Origin of the sequence: Streptomyces virginiae, assembly GCF_000720455.1 — a bacterium.
Classification (GTDB): domain Bacteria; phylum Actinomycetota; class Actinomycetes; order Streptomycetales; family Streptomycetaceae; genus Streptomyces; species Streptomyces virginiae.
On record NZ_JOAK01000026.1, the window covers coordinates 37444 to 54738 of the forward strand.

Below are 17295 nucleotides of genomic sequence, written 5' to 3' on the forward strand. Positions count from 1 at the left end.
CTCAGAGTCCGATCGCTCGGTAGGCGCGCGGCCGGCGGTACCGGGGCGCGGGAACAGGGGTGGGCGGCGGCGTGACGGGTCCCGTGGGCGGCTGCGTCGGCGCCGGCTTGCCCTGGGCGCGCGCAACGATCGACGGGAAGATCGTGTCCTTGAACTGGGTGACGCGCGCATCTCCGGGACAGTCGGTGCCGCCGAGCGCCCAGTCGGCGTGCAGCCGGTGGTAGCCGAACCCGGGATCCGAGGCGGTGCGGCAGACCCGCAGCGGGATCCCGTGGGTCTTGTGCAGCCAGACGCCGAGCTGGATGAGCCCCTCGACCTGCGCGGCGGTCCACGGGTCGCTGTGATTCAGGTTGGACGCCGTCTCGATGCTGACCGCGCCCGTGCCGTCGGCTCGCCGGTTCGCCCTGTAGTTGGCGTCGGCCCGCGTTTCGGTCCCGATGTACTGGGCGATGGTGCCGTCGTAGGACTGCCCGAAGTGGGATTCGAGGTTGGTGCTGTCTCGCCAGTACTCGAAGGTCCGCTCCTTCGTCCATGGTGCGGCGATGGAGTGCATGATGAACTGCGTTGGCCGAATGGCCTGCTGAGTGTCGCTCTCCGGCTGGAGCTCCATCTTGCGGGCTTCGGGATACCAGGCCATGAGGCCTCCAGGACATGAGGAAGTCCCGGCCAGTGCGGTCCGGGGCTGGTGTGGGTCAGGTGTGCAGGAACTCGATCTGGATGGACGCGGCCATGCCGGCGGGGGTGTCCGTGTTGAGGGAGCTGCCGGACTGTTGCAGGGCGGACATGGTGATCTGCCGGCCGGCCGCAAGGTTGGCGATGCAGGAGCGCTCCTGAAGCGTGCCGACGGAGGAACCGACCGCGCCGCCCTGGGAGCCGGGGATCTGGCTGCCGTTGTCGTTGAGCCACATCGTGCGCCAGCCGCCACCGCCGGACGCGACCCACGACACCATCGCCGTCAGCTTGTACTTGCCGGCGACAGGCGTGGCCCAGTACTTGCCGGGCACGTTCAGCCCGGAGGTGTCGTCGAGGATGGCGTTGCTGAGGTTGATCGTCGTCGCCGTGTTGTGTGGGATCGACTGGGTGGAGGCGGCGTACACGAACGCGGAGAAGGACTCCACGATCCAGGCGCTGCCGTCGTAGTACGTCCAAAGCTTCTCGGTGGCGAGCCAGGCCCGCATGCCGGCGACCGGGCTGGTGAGCGCGGCCGCGCGGGCGGCAGCGTTCGTGAACCGCATATTGCTCTGGCCCACTGCCGCGGCGAGGCCCTGGGCCAGCACCTGGGCGTTCGGGGCATCCGTGAGCGCCGCGACCTGGATGCCCTGCCCGTAGGCGTCTGTGGTGCTCACATGCACCCCTTTCTACGTGAGGCGGAATGTGGCGCCGTCGAGGGTGGCCCAGATCGCGGTGCCGCTGTAGTCGGTGATCTGGATCGTGCCGTCGGTGTTGACGTCGAGGGCGCCATTGACACCCGGGTTGACGATCGTTGAGAACCGGGCCTTCTGCGCGGGCCGGGCCGCGGTCGGCAGCGTCGCGATGGTCGAGGTGCCCGTCGTCGAGCCGGGCGCCTTGGCCAGGCCGGACAGGGAGACGGTGCCGTCGCCGTTGATGCGGTAGGCCGGCGAATAGTGCGGCGCCCCCCAAGCAGACCAGCTGCCGTTGTAGGTGAGCGCCTGCCAGGTGCCCGCGGTGGTCACCGGCGCGACACGGCCGAGGGCAAGCCAGTTCCCCATACCGGACACCGTCAGGATGATCGTGTCCCCGACCACCGGGGTGACGTACAGGTCGGTACGGCGGGCCACAATCCCGTCGGTCGTCGTGACCGTTCCCGTCGTCTGGATCGACGTGACCGTAGCCAGCCGCCAGTCCGCGCCCCGGATGCTGGGGTCCTGGTCAGAGGCCTGCCGAACTTGGGCGTAGAGGACATCGGCGAGGTCTGCCGCTGCCTGCTGGACGGAGCTCACGTGTCCTCCTTCGCCGAAATCGTGCGGATCTGGAAGGCTCCGCCTACGTCGAGCGGGACGGGGAACGCAGCGACCTGGTGAAGTTCGGCGGTGCCGTCCTCGTAGATGACGCGGAGGACGTCGCCTGTCTCCAGTGCCGGGTTGGGGAGGGTGGTGAGCTCCGCGGACGCGTTCGCGGCTTGCGCTTGCCGCAGCCGCAGTGTCGCCGCCAAGGTCGCTTGCAGCGACGTGAGGATCGCTGGCGAGGTGACCGGGGTGGGGTCCAGCCGATGGCCGTAGGGGCCATCCCAGTAGGTGGGGCTGCCCGGGTCGGAGTCGACGACCAGCACCTGGAACGGGGCGACGCCGGCCTCGCTGTTCTCGCCGCGGCCCAGGACCCCGTTGTACACGCCCTCGCTGCTCATGCCCCGTGACGCCTGCACGTAGGTGCCGCCCTCGGCGGCCGACACCGTCCAGACCGGCTGGGTCGTCAGGACGTCGGGGAGCTCTTCCAGCACGAAGGACGCGTTGCCGTCGACGTAGGCCTCGGCACCGATGACGGAAGCCAGTTCCTGGACAGCTGCCCAGGGATCGCCTCCGACGTCCCAGGTGCGGGCGCCGATCGCGGTGTCGACCAGCGAGCCGACCACGACAGACGCCGTGGGGATGGACCGCTGGATCAGTGCGGTGATGGCGCTGACCGCTGTGCCCGTCGCCCGGTACGGCGTGCTGAACCGGTCGTCGGCGACAACGATCTCGAGGCCGTTGCCGGTGATGGTGGCGGGGCCTACATCGACATCGCCGTCTACGTCGTCAACGCGGAATGTGCCGAGCGGTACGACCTCCCGGGAGCCGTCGCTGTATTGGACGCCGCGGCTGATTCGGAGGCGGGCCCCGTAGATGCTGACCTTGTCGGCGGCGGTCCGCGGGATCAGCGTGGGGTCGGCCACCGTGACCGTGCAGGTCCGTCGCACGGACCTGTTGCGGTCCACCGAGACGCTGCCGCCGGTGATGTCCAGCGTTTCCTCGCCGCCGTCGGTACGGATGAGGACCACCTCGGTGACTACATCATGTGACTCGGCGATGGCCTGCAGGAAGCGGTCCGAGACGGCGTACATCAGGCTCCGATCTTCCGGTCCAGGAACACGTCCTCCCAGGTCGCGTACTTGGACAGCACCTCGGCCCAGGTGGCGTTCTCGGTGAGGACGTCCTGCCATGTGCGGCCTGCGGAGCTGGCGACGCCGACCGTGACCGGCATGTCGACCTGCTTGACGGGCAGCTGCCAGGTCCGCCACTCGTCGGTGGCCAGCCCCTTTCGCTCCTCCGTGGCAGCGCTGACGGCGACGTACATGTCGTCGACGCCGTGGCCGGGGGCGGCCTGCCACAGCAGCACCGACCCGGAGTCGAGGAGCCGGTGCAGGGCCTCCCGTTCTGCGTCGGTCTGGGTGAATACGACGAGGGTTCCCTCAAGGCCACTGCGGACGTCGCTGAGGACGACCGGGTTGCGGCGGTGCCGGACCCTGAACTCGGCCTGCGTGACCGGCCGCGTCCACGACGGAGGCTCGGCCATCATGACCTGCATGTTCCGGTCCGGGCGGCCCGGATCTTTCAGCCACGCGTACTGGTTGTCGCCGGCAGCGAGGGTCACGCTGTCGCTGGTGCGGGTCTCCGGGGTCGCGCCGACGCTGGCCGCGATCTCCACGTAGTACGTCACCGGCACCCCGAGAGGCGCCTCTGCGTCCTCGATGATGGCCTGGTCCGCGGTGATCGCCTCGCTCTGGATGAGTCCGGACGGGCCGCGGACCAGAGTCCGGGATCCGTCTGCGGTGACACGCCACACCGTCAGCAGGTAGCCGACCGTCAGCTCCCGCAGCGTCAACGTGACGACCGCGGTCGGATCGTCGCCGTCGACCTCGATCTGCGGCAGCGCCTCCCACACCTGCACCGCGTCGATCCGCAGCGCCGAGGAGGTGGCCGTCGCCGTCAGAGTCAGCTCCACCGCGGCCTGCGTCGCGAGTGCCGGCGCCGTCCCGCTGTGGGTGAGCACCCACCAGTCCGGGGTCGGCGCCGCTGCCGAAGTCGACGAGGTGAGGCCTAGCGAGTTGTTCGCAGCGTCGTACCAACGGATGTGCCGCTGGATTGTCCACCCGCCCGCGCTGACGTTCGTGTACAGCTGCAGCCGGAAGCTCTTCCCCGCCGCGGCACCTGCCGGGAAGCGGGCACTGCGAATGGTGCTGGCCGTGGCCGTCGCCGAGGACACGGTGAGGGCGTAGGCGCCGTCGACACCATAGGTTCCCCACGGCGTCGATCGGGCCAGGGTCGCGACGCCGCTCGTGACGGTCCAGCCTGCAACGTCCTTCTCGAACGAGGCGTCGGCGTAGGGGATGATGCTGCCCTCGCGGATGACCGGGGCGGTCGCGATGACCGCGGTGTCGATCCGCATGACCTGGGCCGCGGTACCTGAGGTGATGCCTACGGCGAGCGTCGCGTAAGCGGTAGTGGCTGGCGCGACCGCCGAGACTCGCTGCTCGTAATAGCCGGTTCCCGGAGCCGCCAAATTCGACCTTGTCGAGGTCAGCAGGACGTCTGCGGCCGTGTAGAACCGGAGCTCCACCCAGACCGTCGACCCGGACGTGGGCGGACTGAGATAGCAGCGGCCGATGTACTCGACGCCTGCGGTCGCGGCCGGCTTCTCCGTGACCTTCGCCGCGGCGTTGCCGTTCGCGGTGACCGTCAGCGCCAGCACATGCCCGCCGGCCAGGTAGTAGTCGACCGGCCACGACACCATCGGCGCCTGCCGGGCCACCGAGCAGTTCGTCTCCGCCACCCACTTCAGGGTGGCGTGCTCGATGTTCTCGGCATCCGCCGACAGCAGGTTGCCGGTGGTGCGCATCGGAACGCCCAGGTAGACGTTCTCGAAATGGTTGACGACCGATCCGGCGGCCGGGGTTGCCGACACCACCACCTGCACCCACGCGGTACCGAGAGGCGGCGTGCCGGACACGCTGATGCGGTGCCATGTCGCCGAGGCGGTAGCCGTGGTCAGCGACCACGTGATGCTGATCTCGGCGTTGAAGGAGTTCATCCAGCGCAGGCCGATGCGCTCCGGGACCGTAGCCCCGGACGCGTCCGCGAAAGCCTGATACTCCTGCCCGCTCGCCACCGGGTAGAAGCCGGTCGTGCGGGCCTGCATCTCACCGGCGGCGGTCGAGGACAGGCGCAGAGTCCCGTCCCCCGACCTGCCGCCGGTGCCCTTGCTGATGCTGCAGTTCATCTTCGCGGCCCAGCCCGTGGTGTTCGGGTCGACCGTCTCCGTGACCTGCGACAACATGTTCCCGGGGATCGCCACCGCCTACCCCCTTCGTCCAGGCTGGGTTGTCTGCCGCAGCTGCCGCATGCCGCCAACCACGCGGGCATCCGCACGCGTGTCCACGTAGGCGTCGAACTCGTGCTCGCCTACGCGGAGCGTCAGGGTGTCGCCCGGCTGAATGCCCTGGGCGGCGTTCGCCAGGGCGTTCTCGGCGAGGCGCCACTGGGGCGCGGTGAGGATGGCCTCAGGCCGCCCCGTCGCATTGACCGCGGTAGTGACTCCTGGCTGGAGCCAGCCACCGCTGTCGTACTTCCGGAGGGCGGGCACGAAGCCGTACCGGTCGTGGAAGAGCGGCGAGTTGTAGCCGCGTGCGCGGGCGCCCACGACGACCCCATCGCCACCACGGGACTCGACGTTCATGCCAGCGAGGGTGCCTGCCGTGTGGCCGACGCCATCGTTGGTGATGCCGATCATGAACGGGCTTTGCAGGTTGCGCTTCCAGCCGGCCGGGGCCGTGTCCCCCTGGAAGGAGAACGTGCTCCAGAGGCGGCCGCCAGGGGCGAGGCCCTGGATGACCTTCTGGATTCCGGACATGAAGCCGGAGCAGTCCCATGACGGGTCGCCCGCGCCGCCCCACTGGTAGGGCTTGCCGGCCTGCGAGCGGGCGAAGCCCATCGCTGCGGCGACTGAGCCGCTTGCAGATCCTCCGATGAGACCTTCGGCTGCCGCGACGACCTTGTCCTTCAGTGCCTGCAGCATCTTGATTGGGAACTGACTGAGGGCTTGCGCCCATTGCGAGCCCGTGAGGTTGGAGCCGATCTGGTCGCGGATGAACTTCGTCGCCGTGTCCCAAGCCTTGCTCGGGCTGGTCATGAACTCGATGCCGTCCATGAGGGCGCCGCCAATCTGGCGGGCCTTCCCGGACAGCCAGTCCACGACGCCGCCGTCGGCGTACCGGGGGATTCCCACAGCGCCACCCCTGGCGAAGGCGGAGCCGCCTCGCGCGGCTTGCGCTCGGAGCGCTTCGACCGCGGCGTGGCCGCCTGCGCCGCGGACCTCGGCCGCGGTCCACACGTGCTCGCCGTTGGAGAGGAGCGCGGGGATGGAGTCGGAGGTCGCGGTGCCAGCGCCGAACACCGAGCCGCCCGTAGCGAAGGTCGCCACGCCCAGCGTCTTGGAGCCGGTGAACTCGGCGATCATGTTCCAGACCTTGCGGATGCCGTTGTTGTAGACGGTGTCGATGATGAACTGGACGGGCTTGCGGGTGATGTCCTTCAGGCCGTCCCAGATCTTGCCGATGCCGCTGACCCCGGTCTCGAAGGAATCACGGACGTAGCCGATCCCCTTGGAGACGCTGTCGAAGGCAGGCTTGATCGCGTTGCTCCACACCCACTTGATGGCGGTACCGATGCCGTCCCAGGCGGGCTTAATGGCGTTCTGCCAGAGCCACATCGCCGCGTCGGCGACGAGGTGGACGCCAGCGACGATGTTCGTGAACGTCGGCTTGATGCCGTTGTTGTACAACCACATGGCGCCCAGTGCGATCGCGTCCCAGGCCGGCTTGATGGCGTTGGTCCACAACCACATGGCTCCTGCGCCCACCAGGTGGATGCCGGCGACGATGAGGTCAAACGCCGGCTTAAGGCCATTCGTCCACAGCCACAGGGCTCCGGTAGCGATGGCGTCGAAGGCAGGCTTGATGGCCGCATCCCACAGCCATCCGAAGACGGCGCCGAGGACCTTGATGGCGACGATGGTGGGGCCGACGAAGACGACGAGGATCCCCGTCGCGACGAACTTGATCGCCTCCCAGATCCAGCCGAGGGCGGGCTTGAGGGCGTTCTCCCACAGCCAGAGAGCTGCGGCACCGACCGCCTTGAGGCCGATCATGAAGCCCTCGAAGGCAGGCTTGATGATCGATTCCCAGGCGTACTTCACCGCGGTCTGGATGCCCGCCCAGGCTGCCTGGACGATGGCGCGGAAAGTCTCCGAGCGCTTGTAGGCGATGACGATGGCGGCCGCCAGGGCAACGAGCGCGATCACGATGAGGGTGATCGGGTTTAGCGCCATCACTGCGTTGAGGACCGCCTGCGCTGCCGCAAAGCCCTGCGTCACCGCGGTGCCGAGGAGGATCGCCGCTCGGTACACGGAGAACACGGCGGTAACCGCGGCCGTCGCAATGGCCTGCGCGTTGAGAGCGATGGTGACACCGCCAATGAGGATGGCGACCGGAGTCAGCCACACACCCCACTCGCGCAACCAGTCGACCACCGCCAGGCCGGCCCCCAGCAGGAGCTTGAAGGCGGAGACGAGCGGGCCGACGATCGTTGTGGTGAGCGTGGTGAGCGGCGGCAGCAGATACGTGTTGAGCCCGTGCGCCACTTGCAGAATGACGGGCAGGGCTTCGCCCGTGAGGAAGTCCACGAAGTTCTGCTTGAGGCTCCGGTAGAAGACCTCGAATTCGTGGACCGGGCCCGAGTGAATCGTCTCCCCGAGCTTGGCGGTGGCGCCCGTGATCAGGCCCATCCCGTCGATCGCAGCGTTCGGGTCAAGGGCGAAAAGGGCGTTGCCGAGGTCCTCGGCCTGCGTCCCGAACAGGCCGACAGCGGCGGCATTCTGCTCGACCGGGTCCTTCATGGAGCGCAGCTTGTCCAGAACGATCTGCAGTCCCTCACCCGCGGTCTCGCCGCCCTTGGCGATCTGCAGGGACATCTTCTCGGCGTCCAGTTCGAGCGCCTTGTAGGCGTCCTGCGACGACTGACTCATGTCGATCGCGCGGATGCCGAATTCCTTGAAGGCGTCCGCGATGATGTCGGTGTCTCGGGCGCCCGCTTTGATGCCCTGCTGGAACAGGCCGAGCGCTTCCTCGCCGTCGATGCCCAGCTTCTTGAACTGGATCGAGTACTCCTGGAAGGTCTCCAGGAGGTCTTCGGCGTTCGGACCCAGCTTCTGGAAGCCGACCGTGATCAGGTCGAGTGCGTCCTCGGCTGACGGCGCCAGCCCGTTCTTGAACATGGCCGCGACGGCCTGCGTCTGCAGCGACATGTCGACCGCGAACGTCGTCGCGACGTCGGACATCTTGGCGGAGAGGGATTCCAGCTGAGCGTTCGTGGCATCCGGCGACACGAGGCCGGCGTTGACCACTGCGCGGATGGCGTCGGCGCCTTCCTGGAAGGTCTCTACCAGGCCCTTGCTGTATAGGCTGCCGGCGACCTCGCCGTACTTCCCGGCATCCTTGGCGGTCGCGCCAAGCTGTGCCTGCAGGGTGGAGGTGATGCCGGCCTGCTCGATCGCCTCGGTGATGCCGGCGACGAGGATCGCGCCAGCAGCGGCCCCGGCCGCGGCCGCGCCGATGAGGAGCTTCTCCTTGAGGGTTCCGCCTGCGGCCTGTCCAGCATCGGCGCCGGCGTCCTCCGACGGGCCGACGAGCTGGCTGCGCAGTTCGTCGGCGATGCCGCGGACGGAGGGGATGATCTGGATCGTTGCGTAGCCGACGTTGGGCATCAGGCCACCCCCGTCCGGTTAGGCGATGCGGCCGTCCGCGATTGCCTGGGCGCGCTCGCGCCTGCGGGCACGGGCGGCCTCGAGGCGGATGACCCGGTCCTCGCGCTTGGCCTCGTCGGCCTGTTTGCCGGCGGCCCACCAGCGCGGGTACGGCTTGGGCACCTTCGGCAGGTTGGCCTTCTTGTCGACGTTGCTGGCGACGATGTGCCAGTCCACGTTCTGGAGCATGTCGAAGATGTCGGCAAGGAGGACTGCCTCGGCCGTCGGCTCAGCGCGTCCTTGGTTAAGGGCGGTCCGGAGCCGCGACGTAGGTGGCAAACCCTGCACGAGAGATCCCAGCTCGCGCCATGTGAGCTCGCCGGTGTAAAGGTGCTTGAGGCGGACGCCGGGGTAGGTTGCCGGAAGGTCTGCCTCGAGGGCTCGGCCGTGCCTCCGGATCAGTTCCCGGAGGCCTCGGATTCCCCCGGCTTAAGACCGCAGTGCTTCTGGTAGGCCGTGAAGAGGGCCTTCATCTTGTACTGGGGCAGCTTGATCTTTCGGAACTCCGGCCACTGCTCACCGAGGGAGATCTCGAAGATTCCGATCATGGCCTTGACCTGGCCCCCTTCGGCGGCCTCTACAAGATCCCAGATGTCCAGGCCCTCGAGGTGTTCGAAGGTCCAGCGCCGGCCGTTGAAGTGGATCCGGAAGGGCCGGAGTTCCACCTCGGATTCGACGGCGTCGAGGTTGAAGTCGAACGGCTGGTCGTCGGCCGGCTTGGTCGCGGTTCGGGTGGCCATGGCTACTCGCTTTCGGGTCGCGGTTCGGGGCGGATGACCTGCACGGTGGCGGCCATCAGGGTCAGGCGGACGGTGCTGACGCCGTCGGGGTTGAGGCCGATCTCCATGGGCTGGGTGGCGACGAGCCAGGGGAAGTGTTCGCCGTCGATGAGGATGTTGCTGCCGTGGATGACGATCTCTCCGGCCAACTGCGGCTCGGGGGACTGCTGGCGGTCGGCCGCTTCCTCTGCGGCCAGAGCCGCAACAACCTTCCCGCGCAGGTTTCTGGGCAGGAGTTGGCTGGCGTAGATCAGACCGAGGTCGACGGCCTTGTCGTGGATCTGCTGGTCGGTATAGCTGATCGGCACAGGAGTGGCCTTCCGTCGCGGTTCTGGTGGTGCACCGGGGCGCGGGCGAACCGCGACGAAGGACCGCGCCCCGGCGTCTGGGGCGCCGGTCAGGTAACGGTGACGGCGCAGGTGTCGGACTGGCCCTCGTAGGTGGCGGTGACGGTGGTCGAGCCGGGGTCGACGCCGGTGACGAAGCCTGCCGACACCGTGGCCTTCGCAGGCACGGACGACGTCCACGAAGCGAGCGCGGTGACGTTCGCGGTGGAGGCGTCGTCGTAGGTGGCGGTCGCGGTGAGGGAGCCGATGGCACCGTCAGCCACGGACAGCGTGGTCGGGATAGAGATGCTGACCAGGGTGGGGGTCGTCTGCCGGTCGAAGAGAACGCCGTCGCCGGTGGGGTAGATCGTGGCGACGAACGTCATCGACTCGAGGTCGGTTTCGTTCTCACCGTGGTCGCCGTCGAGGGACACCTCGGCGTAGTTCGCGGTGATGAGCCGGCGGACCTTGTCACCCTCGCGGGTCTCGAAGGCGACGAGGACCTTGGCCGGGCGGGGGACCTTGATCTGCGTCTCGGTAGATCCGGGCCACAGCAGGGAGAAGGTGGTGTCGTTGTCCTCGAGCGCGGTGAACGACTTCGTCAGCTTGAAGTGGTTGCGTGACGTGCGGACGAGGATGCCGCCCCACGCGAACTTGTCGTCGGTGTCTTCGTCGCGGGACTCGGGGAAGCCGTCGTCGCCGTCGAGGAGACCGACCAGATCCCAGTCCACACCGAACGGCGTGGACGCGTTGGCGGGCAGGGTCGCGGAGAGGTTGGTGGAGATGTAGACGTCCGCGTCCGTCCACAGATTTGCCTTCAGCGGGTCGCCGGCCACGGCGTCCTCCTTCACTCGGGTAAGGGTTGTCGCCGCAGTTCAGGGGCGGGGTTAGAGCGGGACGGGCTTGACGTTGGTGTTGACGACGAACGTGGACACGTCCACGAGGGAGACGTCGTCGACTGCCGGCAGCGGCCCGGTGACGGGGCGCACGCCGCGGATGATGGGGCCGGAGTGGACTAGCAGGAGGCCCTGGCAGAGCATCGCCAGGTCGTGCGCCTGGTCGGCGTCCTCATGCCATGCGGTCACGCGCAGCAGGACCTTTGCGTTGGCCATCGACGGATGCGGCAGGTCGCCGTCCTTGCGGACGAGGACGTAGGGCAGGTGCGGGGTCTCCGGCGAGCGGTCGCCTGGCACAAGCGAGCCAACGGTGACGCCGTCCGTGTAAGACTCCGGGCGTCCAGCCAAGGCTGCCCGGAGGATCTGTACGCCCGCGGCCTGAGCGTCGGCGAAGACGACGAGCGGCTTCACTCCTCAGCTCCAGCAGCCTTGACCTCCAGCCCGGCCGCCGAAGCGGACTGGGTGAGGATCCCGTCGCGCGCCTGCCAGGCCATGCCGCGCACGTCGGCCACAACGACCGTGGCGGCGCCGCGGTCCGTCGTGTACTTGCGGACCTCGATCGGTACGCCTGATGGCACCTTGGCCTTGACGTTGTCGGCAACGGTCTGGGCGTAGCCGTCGACCAGGTCGCGGACGGCCTGCCCCTTGAGAACCTCCCGCACGCCGGCGGTGTCGAGTTCGAACTTCTCCAGCATTGGCGGCCTCCTATCCGGTGACCCGCTTCATCTCGAACTCGATGTGGTGGACCGAGTCGGTGAACAGCTCGGGCCAGCGGGCCACCTCGCCGTCGACCTCGCAGGTCATGCCGTCCCACTCGATGCGGTCGTCCGCGCGGATGTCGGGGGCGGTGCCCTCGGCGGACTGCACATGCCAGCCGGTGACCTTGGCCGTGCGGGAGGCATCGGTGGTCTCCTGCTGGATGCTCGGCTGGATGTTCACCTGCTGGACCGTGACGCGGGTTGCCGTTGCCCAGTCGCGGACCGTGTTGCCCGCACGGTCCGGGCGCGTGCCCGCGCGCACGCGCACCAGCGACTGGTTGAACATCACGCGTCGCTCCCGGTCTGCACCTGGTGACGCTCGACCGCCTTCGACCACTGGCTGGTCACGCCGGTCTCCCAGGTGACGGACTGCCCGCCGACCGCCTTCGACTTCAAGCCGGGCTGACCGCCGTAGCCGGCGCGCGCCTGCTCGATGACGGCCTCCTGGATGTCGGAGGGAGTCTGCGCCCAGCCGTGGCTGTAGGTGACTTGGATGCAGCGCAGGCGGGCCGGCCAGTACTGGCAGCCCAGACGGCGCAGGAAGCCCGCCTCGGACCAGTCGTAGTCGGTGCCCTCGACGAGCTCCTCGCCGTCGAGGAGAACCTCCGACACGCCGACCGTCGGCCACACCGGGAGGAGAACGGACTCGCGCCCGTTGCCGTCAAGGGTGACCTGCTCGTTCTCGACAAGGGAGACCTCGTGACCCACTTCGCCACGGAAGCGATTCGATGCGGAGGTGAGCGCGGCGAGCAGGAGGGGATCGTCGGCCGGCACGCGCAGCCATACGGCCAGGGCAGCAGGGTCGGCCAGCGGTGTGTCAGTCGCCACCACCCGCACCGCCCTTGCCTCGAGGCGCACGCGCCTTGTTGGCAGCGGCGGCGCGCGCCTTGTTCGGTTCGGGGGACGCCGCCTTCGCGCCGCTGCCCGATTCGACGAGATCCTCATCGGACAGGCCGTGACGTTCGGCATCCTCCGTGCTCAGCTTGAGGACGGACTCGCTTCCGCCGGGCGATGTGTACCGGTACTTCCTGAGCGGGCCGCTCATGGCGGACACCTCCACGATGTGCTGATCGACGGGGACAGCGGTCGAGGGCGGGCCGCACGCCGCATGCTCGGCACCGCATGGGCACCGCCCTTGAGCCGTCTGCCGGAGGAACAGGGTCACGATGCGAGCTGGCCGGACGTCCGCATCGCGGCGAGCAGCGCATTGACCTTGGTGCGGAGCGCCAGGTAGTCGGCGCGCAGGGCGTCGTACTCGGCCTTTGTCGGGTTGGCGCCAGCGGCGACCACGGAGGTAGCCGCGGCCGCATCCGCTACGGCTGCGGTCTGCTTGCCCTCGCGGGCAGCGCCGGCCCCTGCGTTCAGGTATGCCATGTCGAGCCCCTCCTTACGCGGTCAGGTCGATCTCGACGAAGGCGTTGGGCTGCAGGACGCCGAAGGCAGCACGCATCTCGGCGAGGATCGCGACGAGGTTGCGGACGAAGAAGTCCGCGTGGGAGTCGGTCATCTGGATGGATGCCTGCTCGCGGTCCCACAGGACGGCCTTGCGGAAGTCGCCGACATAGCCGGTGCCCGCAGGAACGGCTTCGGTCTCGATGACCGGCAGCCCCCACAGGACGGACGCCGAGCCGACACCCTGCGGGCCGCCGAAGTAGAACCGGCCCTCGTTGTCCTGCAGGAGGTCGATCGTCTCCAGGTCCGCCGGGTTGAGGAGGTACGCGTTGGCGATGGAGCGGCCCACGGTGCGGACCTTCGTCTTCGCCTTGCGGGCAGTGGTCAGCGCGTTGGTGTCCCAGGCCTGCGCCTGCACGCCGGACACGTTGCCGAGGCCCTCGAAGTTCTCGCCGGTTCCGTCACCGGAGATCATCTGGTCTTCGAGTTCCTCCTCCAGTCCGTAGCGGAGGAAGGCGTCGATGAGGGTCCGGATCTGCGCAGCGTCGGACAGGGCACGCTTGGTGACCGGGATCCAGTGCGCGATCGTCCGTACCGGGGTGGTGACCTTCGCCGCGGCAAGCGCCGACTCGGGCTTGTAGCCGCCGCCTGCCGCGTTGACCAGGGCGCCCGGGACGGAAGCCGGCGCGGTAGGTGCAGCCGAGCTCGTCGCTTCCGCGACCGGAGCGGCGTTGTTCGTGGTCGACGTCATGCGGACGTACTCGACCGTGTCGCTGGTCGTGGTGCCGTTCGTCACCACGTCCCGCAGGCGCAGCGGGCGCTGGAACGAGTCCAGTGCCACCTGCAGGCCGCGCATGTCGTTGGTGACGAACGCGCCGGCAGAGGTGTCGGACAGGCCGGTGACCAGGCTCTTGTAGCCGACAGGCAGGGACTGCACGCGCTGCTTCGCACCGAACTGGCCGTTCGCCGTGGTGCCCATCAGCGCCGCGTACTCGGCGGACTTCACGAAGTGCTCGCCGAGGGAGGTCTTCTCGTCGGGGACGATCAGGCCGCTGGGGGTACGTCGTTCGCCGGACTTCTCGTTGAGGGCGATGTCGTCGCCGAGGTCGGCGAGGGCGGAGCGCAGGGTGGCGTCGCCCTGGGCCTTGGCCAGGCCGGCCTTAGCCTCCTGCGCCTTGGCCATGTGCTCGTTGAGCGCGGTGCGCTCATCGTCGTAGAAGTCGCGGTCCTCGGACTCTGCCTTCGCCGCGATGGCGCGGGCTTCGGTGAGGTGGTGCTTGATCTGGTCGGTGAGCTCGCCAATCTTGACGGTCATGTCTCCTCGTTCCGGTTAAGCGCCCAGCTCGATCAGCTCGAGGTCCAGGCGAGTAAGCAGGCGGGAGGCGGCGGCACCGACCTTGGCGGCGTCCTCGACGGACGCTTCGCGGGGGCCTGGCGTGGTCCCTTCCTCTGTGCTGCTGGGGGTGGTTTCTGCTTTGAGCTCCTGGGCGGGCTGGACCTCCGGCTGCGGCGACGGCTGGGTGCCGTCGTCTGCGAGAGGTTCCGGCTGGCCGGTCTCTTCGATCTTGCTCTTCTCGGGCGTTGCCGCCGCGAGAACCTCACCGATGGCGGCGTGCGCCTTGGAGAGGGAGTCGTAGTTGGCCTGGCTCAGAACACGGCCGGCCTTCGCTCCGCGGGCCAGGCCGTGGGCCTTGGCTGCGAGGAGTTCGGTCTCCTGGTTGGCGCCGACCAGGCACGGCCCGACCTCGTGGAGCTTGAGGCGGCGCAGCTCGTAGTAGCCGCCCCACGGGTGCTGGTCGTCTTCAACCCAGGCGCCTTCCTTGACGTCATAGGCGAAGGAAAATTGGGTCACCCTGCGCCCCTTCAGCAGGCGGTACACCTGGGCGCTCGTCGGGTTCGTATCGAGGTCGTCGATCTGACCGGTGACCTCCAGACCCTGCAGGGTCTCGACGGCCTTGACGACGACGCCGACGTGGGCGAACGGGTCGCCCCAGGCATGGGACCAGATCACGGGGATCGGATCGCCCTTGGCGTCCCACTGGGCCAGCGTCTCGGTGAACGCGCCAGGCCGGACGACGTCGCCGACGCTGTCCTCGTTGCCGAACACCGAGACGATCGCAACGAACTGCCCCTCGGCCAGCCCGTCGGCGACGCCCGCCGCCTTCACCCGGGCGGTGAAATCCTTCGTGCGCACGTCATCCCTCCTTCGCATAGTCGAGAGTGCAGTTGCAGTTGACGAGCTCGTCGACCTTGCCGCTGCCGTCACCGGGCCAGCGCAGACCGTTGGAGAACACGTCGTCCAGCGAGACGGACTCGCCGTTCTGGGCCTTGTGCGAGGGCCGCGGGTTGCGGCCGCCGGTCCGCCAGATCTTCTTCACCAGCCCGGACGCGGACGCCGCGTCATGGCCGCCGAAGCTGCGGAACTCCGTTGACGAAGTCGCGGCGCGGACAGTGGCCGCCGACTCCCACGCCAGGGCGGCGCCTTGCAGGCTCTCCCGCCAGCCGTCCCCGCCGCGCTCCTGCGCCGCGGCCACCGCCTTCCGGCCAGCCTCCTCGTGCTGCTCCGCGTGCGTGGCCGCGGCCGCAAGAATCCACGCGAGCATCACGTCGGCCGACCAGTTCTCGGCGTCCGGGTTCCAGACGTTCAGGACCTCCCAGGCCCCGACCTGCGCGAGCCGGTAGCCATGGTCCGCGAGGAGCGCCTCCAGCTGCGCGAGCCGGTCCTCGGAGCCGGCGGCCCACAGGGCGAGCAGGTCCGGCATGTCGCCGGCCTTCGCGCCCGCCGCCACCAACAGCCGGTCGGCAGCCCGTTTCGTCCACCGCTCCAGCGAGGTCGCGAGCGCCTCCGCCTCGGTGACTGCGGTGCCAAGCTCAGCCGGCCTGCCGCCTTTCACCAGCGCCAGGCCGCGCGCTTTTGGGAGAGCCGCCGGATCCGGCGCTGTGTCCCGCGGCGAGGCCAGCCCGCCCTCGGTCACGTTCATCGGAGTGATCAGCGAGTCGCCACCCTCGATGGCCGACAGGTTGTTCCGGGCCCGGGTCTCGTTGACCGTCATCCACGGCCGGCCCGTCGCCGTCGACGCAGCCACCGCCTGCTCCTCGAAGGAGCCGCGGAGCTTGGCGTCGATGTTGAACTCGGCGTACACGTCACTGTTGTCGCCGGGCAGATCAGGCAGGATCTGCGCGAGGATCTCCTGCTGCAGCATCACCATCCACGGACCCAGCGTGTCCTGGTACAGGTGGGCGTGCTGCTCCTTGATATTGGAGTAGGTGGCGTGGTCAAGGATTCCGATCAGCGGTGGCGGGATGAAGTACGCCGCCGACACTTCCTCACGGGTCAGCTTGCGCGACTCGATGTACTGGGCCTGCTCAGGGTTGAAGCCGACCGGCGTGTAGGTCATGCCGTCTTCGAGGATCGGCGTACCGCCCTCGGCGCCGCCGCCCTGGGAGAAGGTCCGCCACATCTCGCGGAAGCGCTGCTTCTCTTTGGCCCCCCAATCGGGGGCGTCCGGCGGACGCTGCAGGACACCGGTCAGGCGGGCGCCGCCCTTCCACATCTGCTGCCTCTGACGGGCCGCCTCCGACGATTCGAGCAGCAGCTCACGCAGCGACTCGATCGGCGACGACCCGACGGTCAGGCTGTCCGGCGCGTAGCCGTGGATATGGACGACATCCTCGACGGCGAAGTCCTTGCCGCCCGCTGTCTCATAGTGGTCGGGCCTGATCCAGTTGCCGCCGTAGGGGCGGATCAGGGAGGGCGGCACCGGGAGGATTTGAAGCTTGCCGTTGAGCTTCAGCTTGATCCCGTACCAGGAGTCGTACAGGGCAACGTCGGACACCATCCGCTCGACAAACCGGTACGTCGTCATACCCGGCATCGGCGATGCCAGGAGCTGCGCCAGGGGGTGTTCCGTGAGCCGCTCCCGGTCGGTGTCACTGACCCGGCGGAACGTATGGATCCCCAGCTGGGCGATGTTCCGGGCGAGGAAGCCGATGACCGTGCGGACCTGGGGCTGGGTGCGCCAGATCGTCTCGTACTCCCACGGCGCCGCCGGAAGCGGCATCGCCGCGTAGCCAGGGGTAACGCCGGCGCCGGTGACTGCGAGCTGGCCGGAGGAGACCACGAACGCCATCAGGCACCGCCCGTCGCCAGGACTTGGGTGAACTCGATGCGGTGCCGTTCGATCACGACCTCGCCGTCCATCGGCTGAGGCGCCCGGCCGGGCTCAAGCAGCTCGGCGTCACGCAGGACCAGCAGGGGTCCGCGCTTCGCCCACAGCACGCCGGAAAACGCCTTGTCCGCCAGGTTGACGATGACCCTCTTGCGTACCGCGGTGCGACGCCAGGCGAACAT

At 68.6% G+C, this 17295-nt stretch carries 20 protein-coding genes; all 20 read right to left on the minus strand.

What is annotated here, in order from left to right; all coding sequences use genetic code 11:
• Position 1 precedes the first annotated feature (1 nt).
• Positions 2-637: a peptidoglycan recognition protein family protein gene (locus IG86_RS0129880; protein ID WP_078906079.1), complete on the minus strand. Its 636-nt coding sequence runs from the start codon at positions 635-637 to the stop codon at positions 2-4.
• A 55-nt stretch (positions 638-692) separates the two neighbouring features.
• Positions 693-1346: a hypothetical protein gene (locus tag IG86_RS40255; protein ID WP_051785499.1), complete on the minus strand. Its 654-nt coding sequence runs from the start codon at positions 1344-1346 to the stop codon at positions 693-695.
• Positions 1347-1358: 12 nt separating this feature from the next.
• On the minus strand, positions 1359-1961 hold the full coding sequence (locus IG86_RS0129890) for a hypothetical protein (protein WP_030900983.1): 603 nt from the start codon (positions 1959-1961) through the stop codon (positions 1359-1361).
• Positions 1958-3058: a DUF5047 domain-containing protein gene (locus IG86_RS0129895; protein WP_030900985.1), complete on the minus strand. Its 1101-nt coding sequence runs from the start codon at positions 3056-3058 to the stop codon at positions 1958-1960. Before IG86_RS0129895 ends, IG86_RS0129890 begins: the two co-directional genes overlap by 4 nt.
• Complete coding sequence (locus tag IG86_RS43220; RefSeq protein WP_030900987.1) at positions 3058-5289, minus strand: hypothetical protein; 2232 nt, start codon at positions 5287-5289, stop codon at positions 3058-3060. Before IG86_RS43220 ends, IG86_RS0129895 begins: the two co-directional genes overlap by 1 nt.
• A 3-nt stretch (positions 5290-5292) precedes the next feature.
• Positions 5293-8754 (minus strand): phage tail tape measure protein, encoded by a 3462-nt coding sequence (locus IG86_RS0129905; protein ID WP_051785500.1) that lies wholly within the window; start codon positions 8752-8754, stop codon positions 5293-5295.
• Between the two features lie 18 nt (positions 8755-8772).
• Positions 8773-8982, minus strand: coding sequence for a hypothetical protein (locus tag IG86_RS0129910; RefSeq protein WP_030900991.1), 210 nt, complete (start codon positions 8980-8982; stop codon positions 8773-8775).
• A 209-nt stretch (positions 8983-9191) separates the two neighbouring features.
• Complete coding sequence (locus IG86_RS0129915; protein WP_030900993.1) at positions 9192-9533, minus strand: hypothetical protein; 342 nt, start codon at positions 9531-9533, stop codon at positions 9192-9194.
• Between the two features lie 2 nt (positions 9534-9535).
• Complete coding sequence (locus IG86_RS0129920; RefSeq protein WP_030900995.1) at positions 9536-9880, minus strand: hypothetical protein; 345 nt, start codon at positions 9878-9880, stop codon at positions 9536-9538.
• Between the two features lie 89 nt (positions 9881-9969).
• On the minus strand, positions 9970-10749 hold the full coding sequence (locus IG86_RS0129925; RefSeq protein WP_234350999.1) for an Ig-like domain-containing protein: 780 nt from the start codon (positions 10747-10749) through the stop codon (positions 9970-9972).
• Between the two features lie 36 nt (positions 10750-10785).
• Positions 10786-11091 (minus strand): hypothetical protein, encoded by a 306-nt coding sequence (locus IG86_RS0129930; protein WP_234350998.1) that lies wholly within the window; start codon positions 11089-11091, stop codon positions 10786-10788.
• A gap of 110 nt (positions 11092-11201) precedes the next feature.
• A complete protein-coding gene (locus tag IG86_RS0129935; RefSeq protein ID WP_030901001.1) occupies positions 11202-11489 on the minus strand; it encodes a hypothetical protein in 288 nt (95 codons plus the stop codon).
• Between the two features lie 10 nt (positions 11490-11499).
• Positions 11500-11841, minus strand: coding sequence for a hypothetical protein (locus tag IG86_RS0129940; protein ID WP_157854928.1), 342 nt, complete (start codon positions 11839-11841; stop codon positions 11500-11502).
• Positions 11838-12380, minus strand: a complete 543-nt coding sequence (locus IG86_RS0129945) for a hypothetical protein (RefSeq protein ID WP_030901009.1) — start codon at positions 12378-12380, stop codon at positions 11838-11840. Before IG86_RS0129945 ends, IG86_RS0129940 begins: the two co-directional genes overlap by 4 nt.
• Positions 12370-12597 carry a hypothetical protein gene (locus IG86_RS0129950; RefSeq protein ID WP_030901011.1) on the minus strand — a complete coding sequence of 76 codons (228 nt, stop codon included), beginning with the start codon at positions 12595-12597 and terminating at the stop codon, positions 12370-12372. Before IG86_RS0129950 ends, IG86_RS0129945 begins: the two co-directional genes overlap by 11 nt.
• Positions 12598-12713: 116 nt before the next feature.
• The gene (locus IG86_RS0129955) at positions 12714-12926 is read right to left on the minus strand and encodes a hypothetical protein (protein ID WP_030901014.1); all 213 of its coding nucleotides are present in this window, start codon (positions 12924-12926) and stop codon (positions 12714-12716) included.
• A 13-nt stretch (positions 12927-12939) separates the two neighbouring features.
• On the minus strand, positions 12940-14259 hold the full coding sequence (locus IG86_RS0129960; protein ID WP_030901017.1) for a phage major capsid protein: 1320 nt from the start codon (positions 14257-14259) through the stop codon (positions 12940-12942).
• 15 nt (positions 14260-14274) lie between these two features.
• Positions 14275-15138, minus strand: a complete 864-nt coding sequence (locus tag IG86_RS0129965; protein WP_030901020.1) for an HK97 family phage prohead protease — start codon at positions 15136-15138, stop codon at positions 14275-14277.
• Between the two features lies 1 nt (position 15139).
• Positions 15140-17074 (minus strand): phage portal protein, encoded by a 1935-nt coding sequence (locus tag IG86_RS0129970; RefSeq protein WP_037943284.1) that lies wholly within the window; start codon positions 17072-17074, stop codon positions 15140-15142.
• Entirely contained in the window at positions 17074-17295 is a 222-nt protein-coding gene (locus IG86_RS0129975; protein ID WP_030901025.1) for a hypothetical protein, read from the minus strand. The genes IG86_RS0129970 and IG86_RS0129975 overlap by 1 nt, the downstream gene beginning before the upstream one ends.

Coding starts and splice junctions, on each gene's coding strand:
- IG86_RS0129950 (WP_030901011.1), bottom strand. CDS start 12,597: ATGAGCGGCCCGCTCAGGAAGTACCGGTACACATCGCCCGGCGGAAGC.
- IG86_RS0129905 (WP_051785500.1), bottom strand. CDS start 8,754: ATGCCCAACGTCGGCTACGCAACGATCCAGATCATCCCCTCCGTCCGC.
- IG86_RS0129970 (WP_037943284.1), bottom strand. CDS start 17,074: ATGGCGTTCGTGGTCTCCTCCGGCCAGCTCGCAGTCACCGGCGCCGGC.
- IG86_RS0129895 (WP_030900985.1), bottom strand. CDS start 3,058: ATGTACGCCGTCTCGGACCGCTTCCTGCAGGCCATCGCCGAGTCACAT.
- IG86_RS0129935 (WP_030901001.1), bottom strand. CDS start 11,489: ATGCTGGAGAAGTTCGAACTCGACACCGCCGGCGTGCGGGAGGTTCTC.
- IG86_RS0129975 (WP_030901025.1), bottom strand. CDS start 17,295: ATGTTCGCCTGGCGTCGCACCGCGGTACGCAAGAGGGTCATCGTCAAC.
- IG86_RS0129880 (WP_078906079.1), bottom strand. CDS start 637: ATGGCCTGGTATCCCGAAGCCCGCAAGATGGAGCTCCAGCCGGAGAGC.
- IG86_RS0129915 (WP_030900993.1), bottom strand. CDS start 9,533: ATGGCCACCCGAACCGCGACCAAGCCGGCCGACGACCAGCCGTTCGAC.
- IG86_RS0129960 (WP_030901017.1), bottom strand. CDS start 14,259: ATGACCGTCAAGATTGGCGAGCTCACCGACCAGATCAAGCACCACCTC.
- IG86_RS0129910 (WP_030900991.1), bottom strand. CDS start 8,982: ATGCTCCAGAACGTGGACTGGCACATCGTCGCCAGCAACGTCGACAAG.
- IG86_RS0129955 (WP_030901014.1), bottom strand. CDS start 12,926: ATGGCATACCTGAACGCAGGGGCCGGCGCTGCCCGCGAGGGCAAGCAG.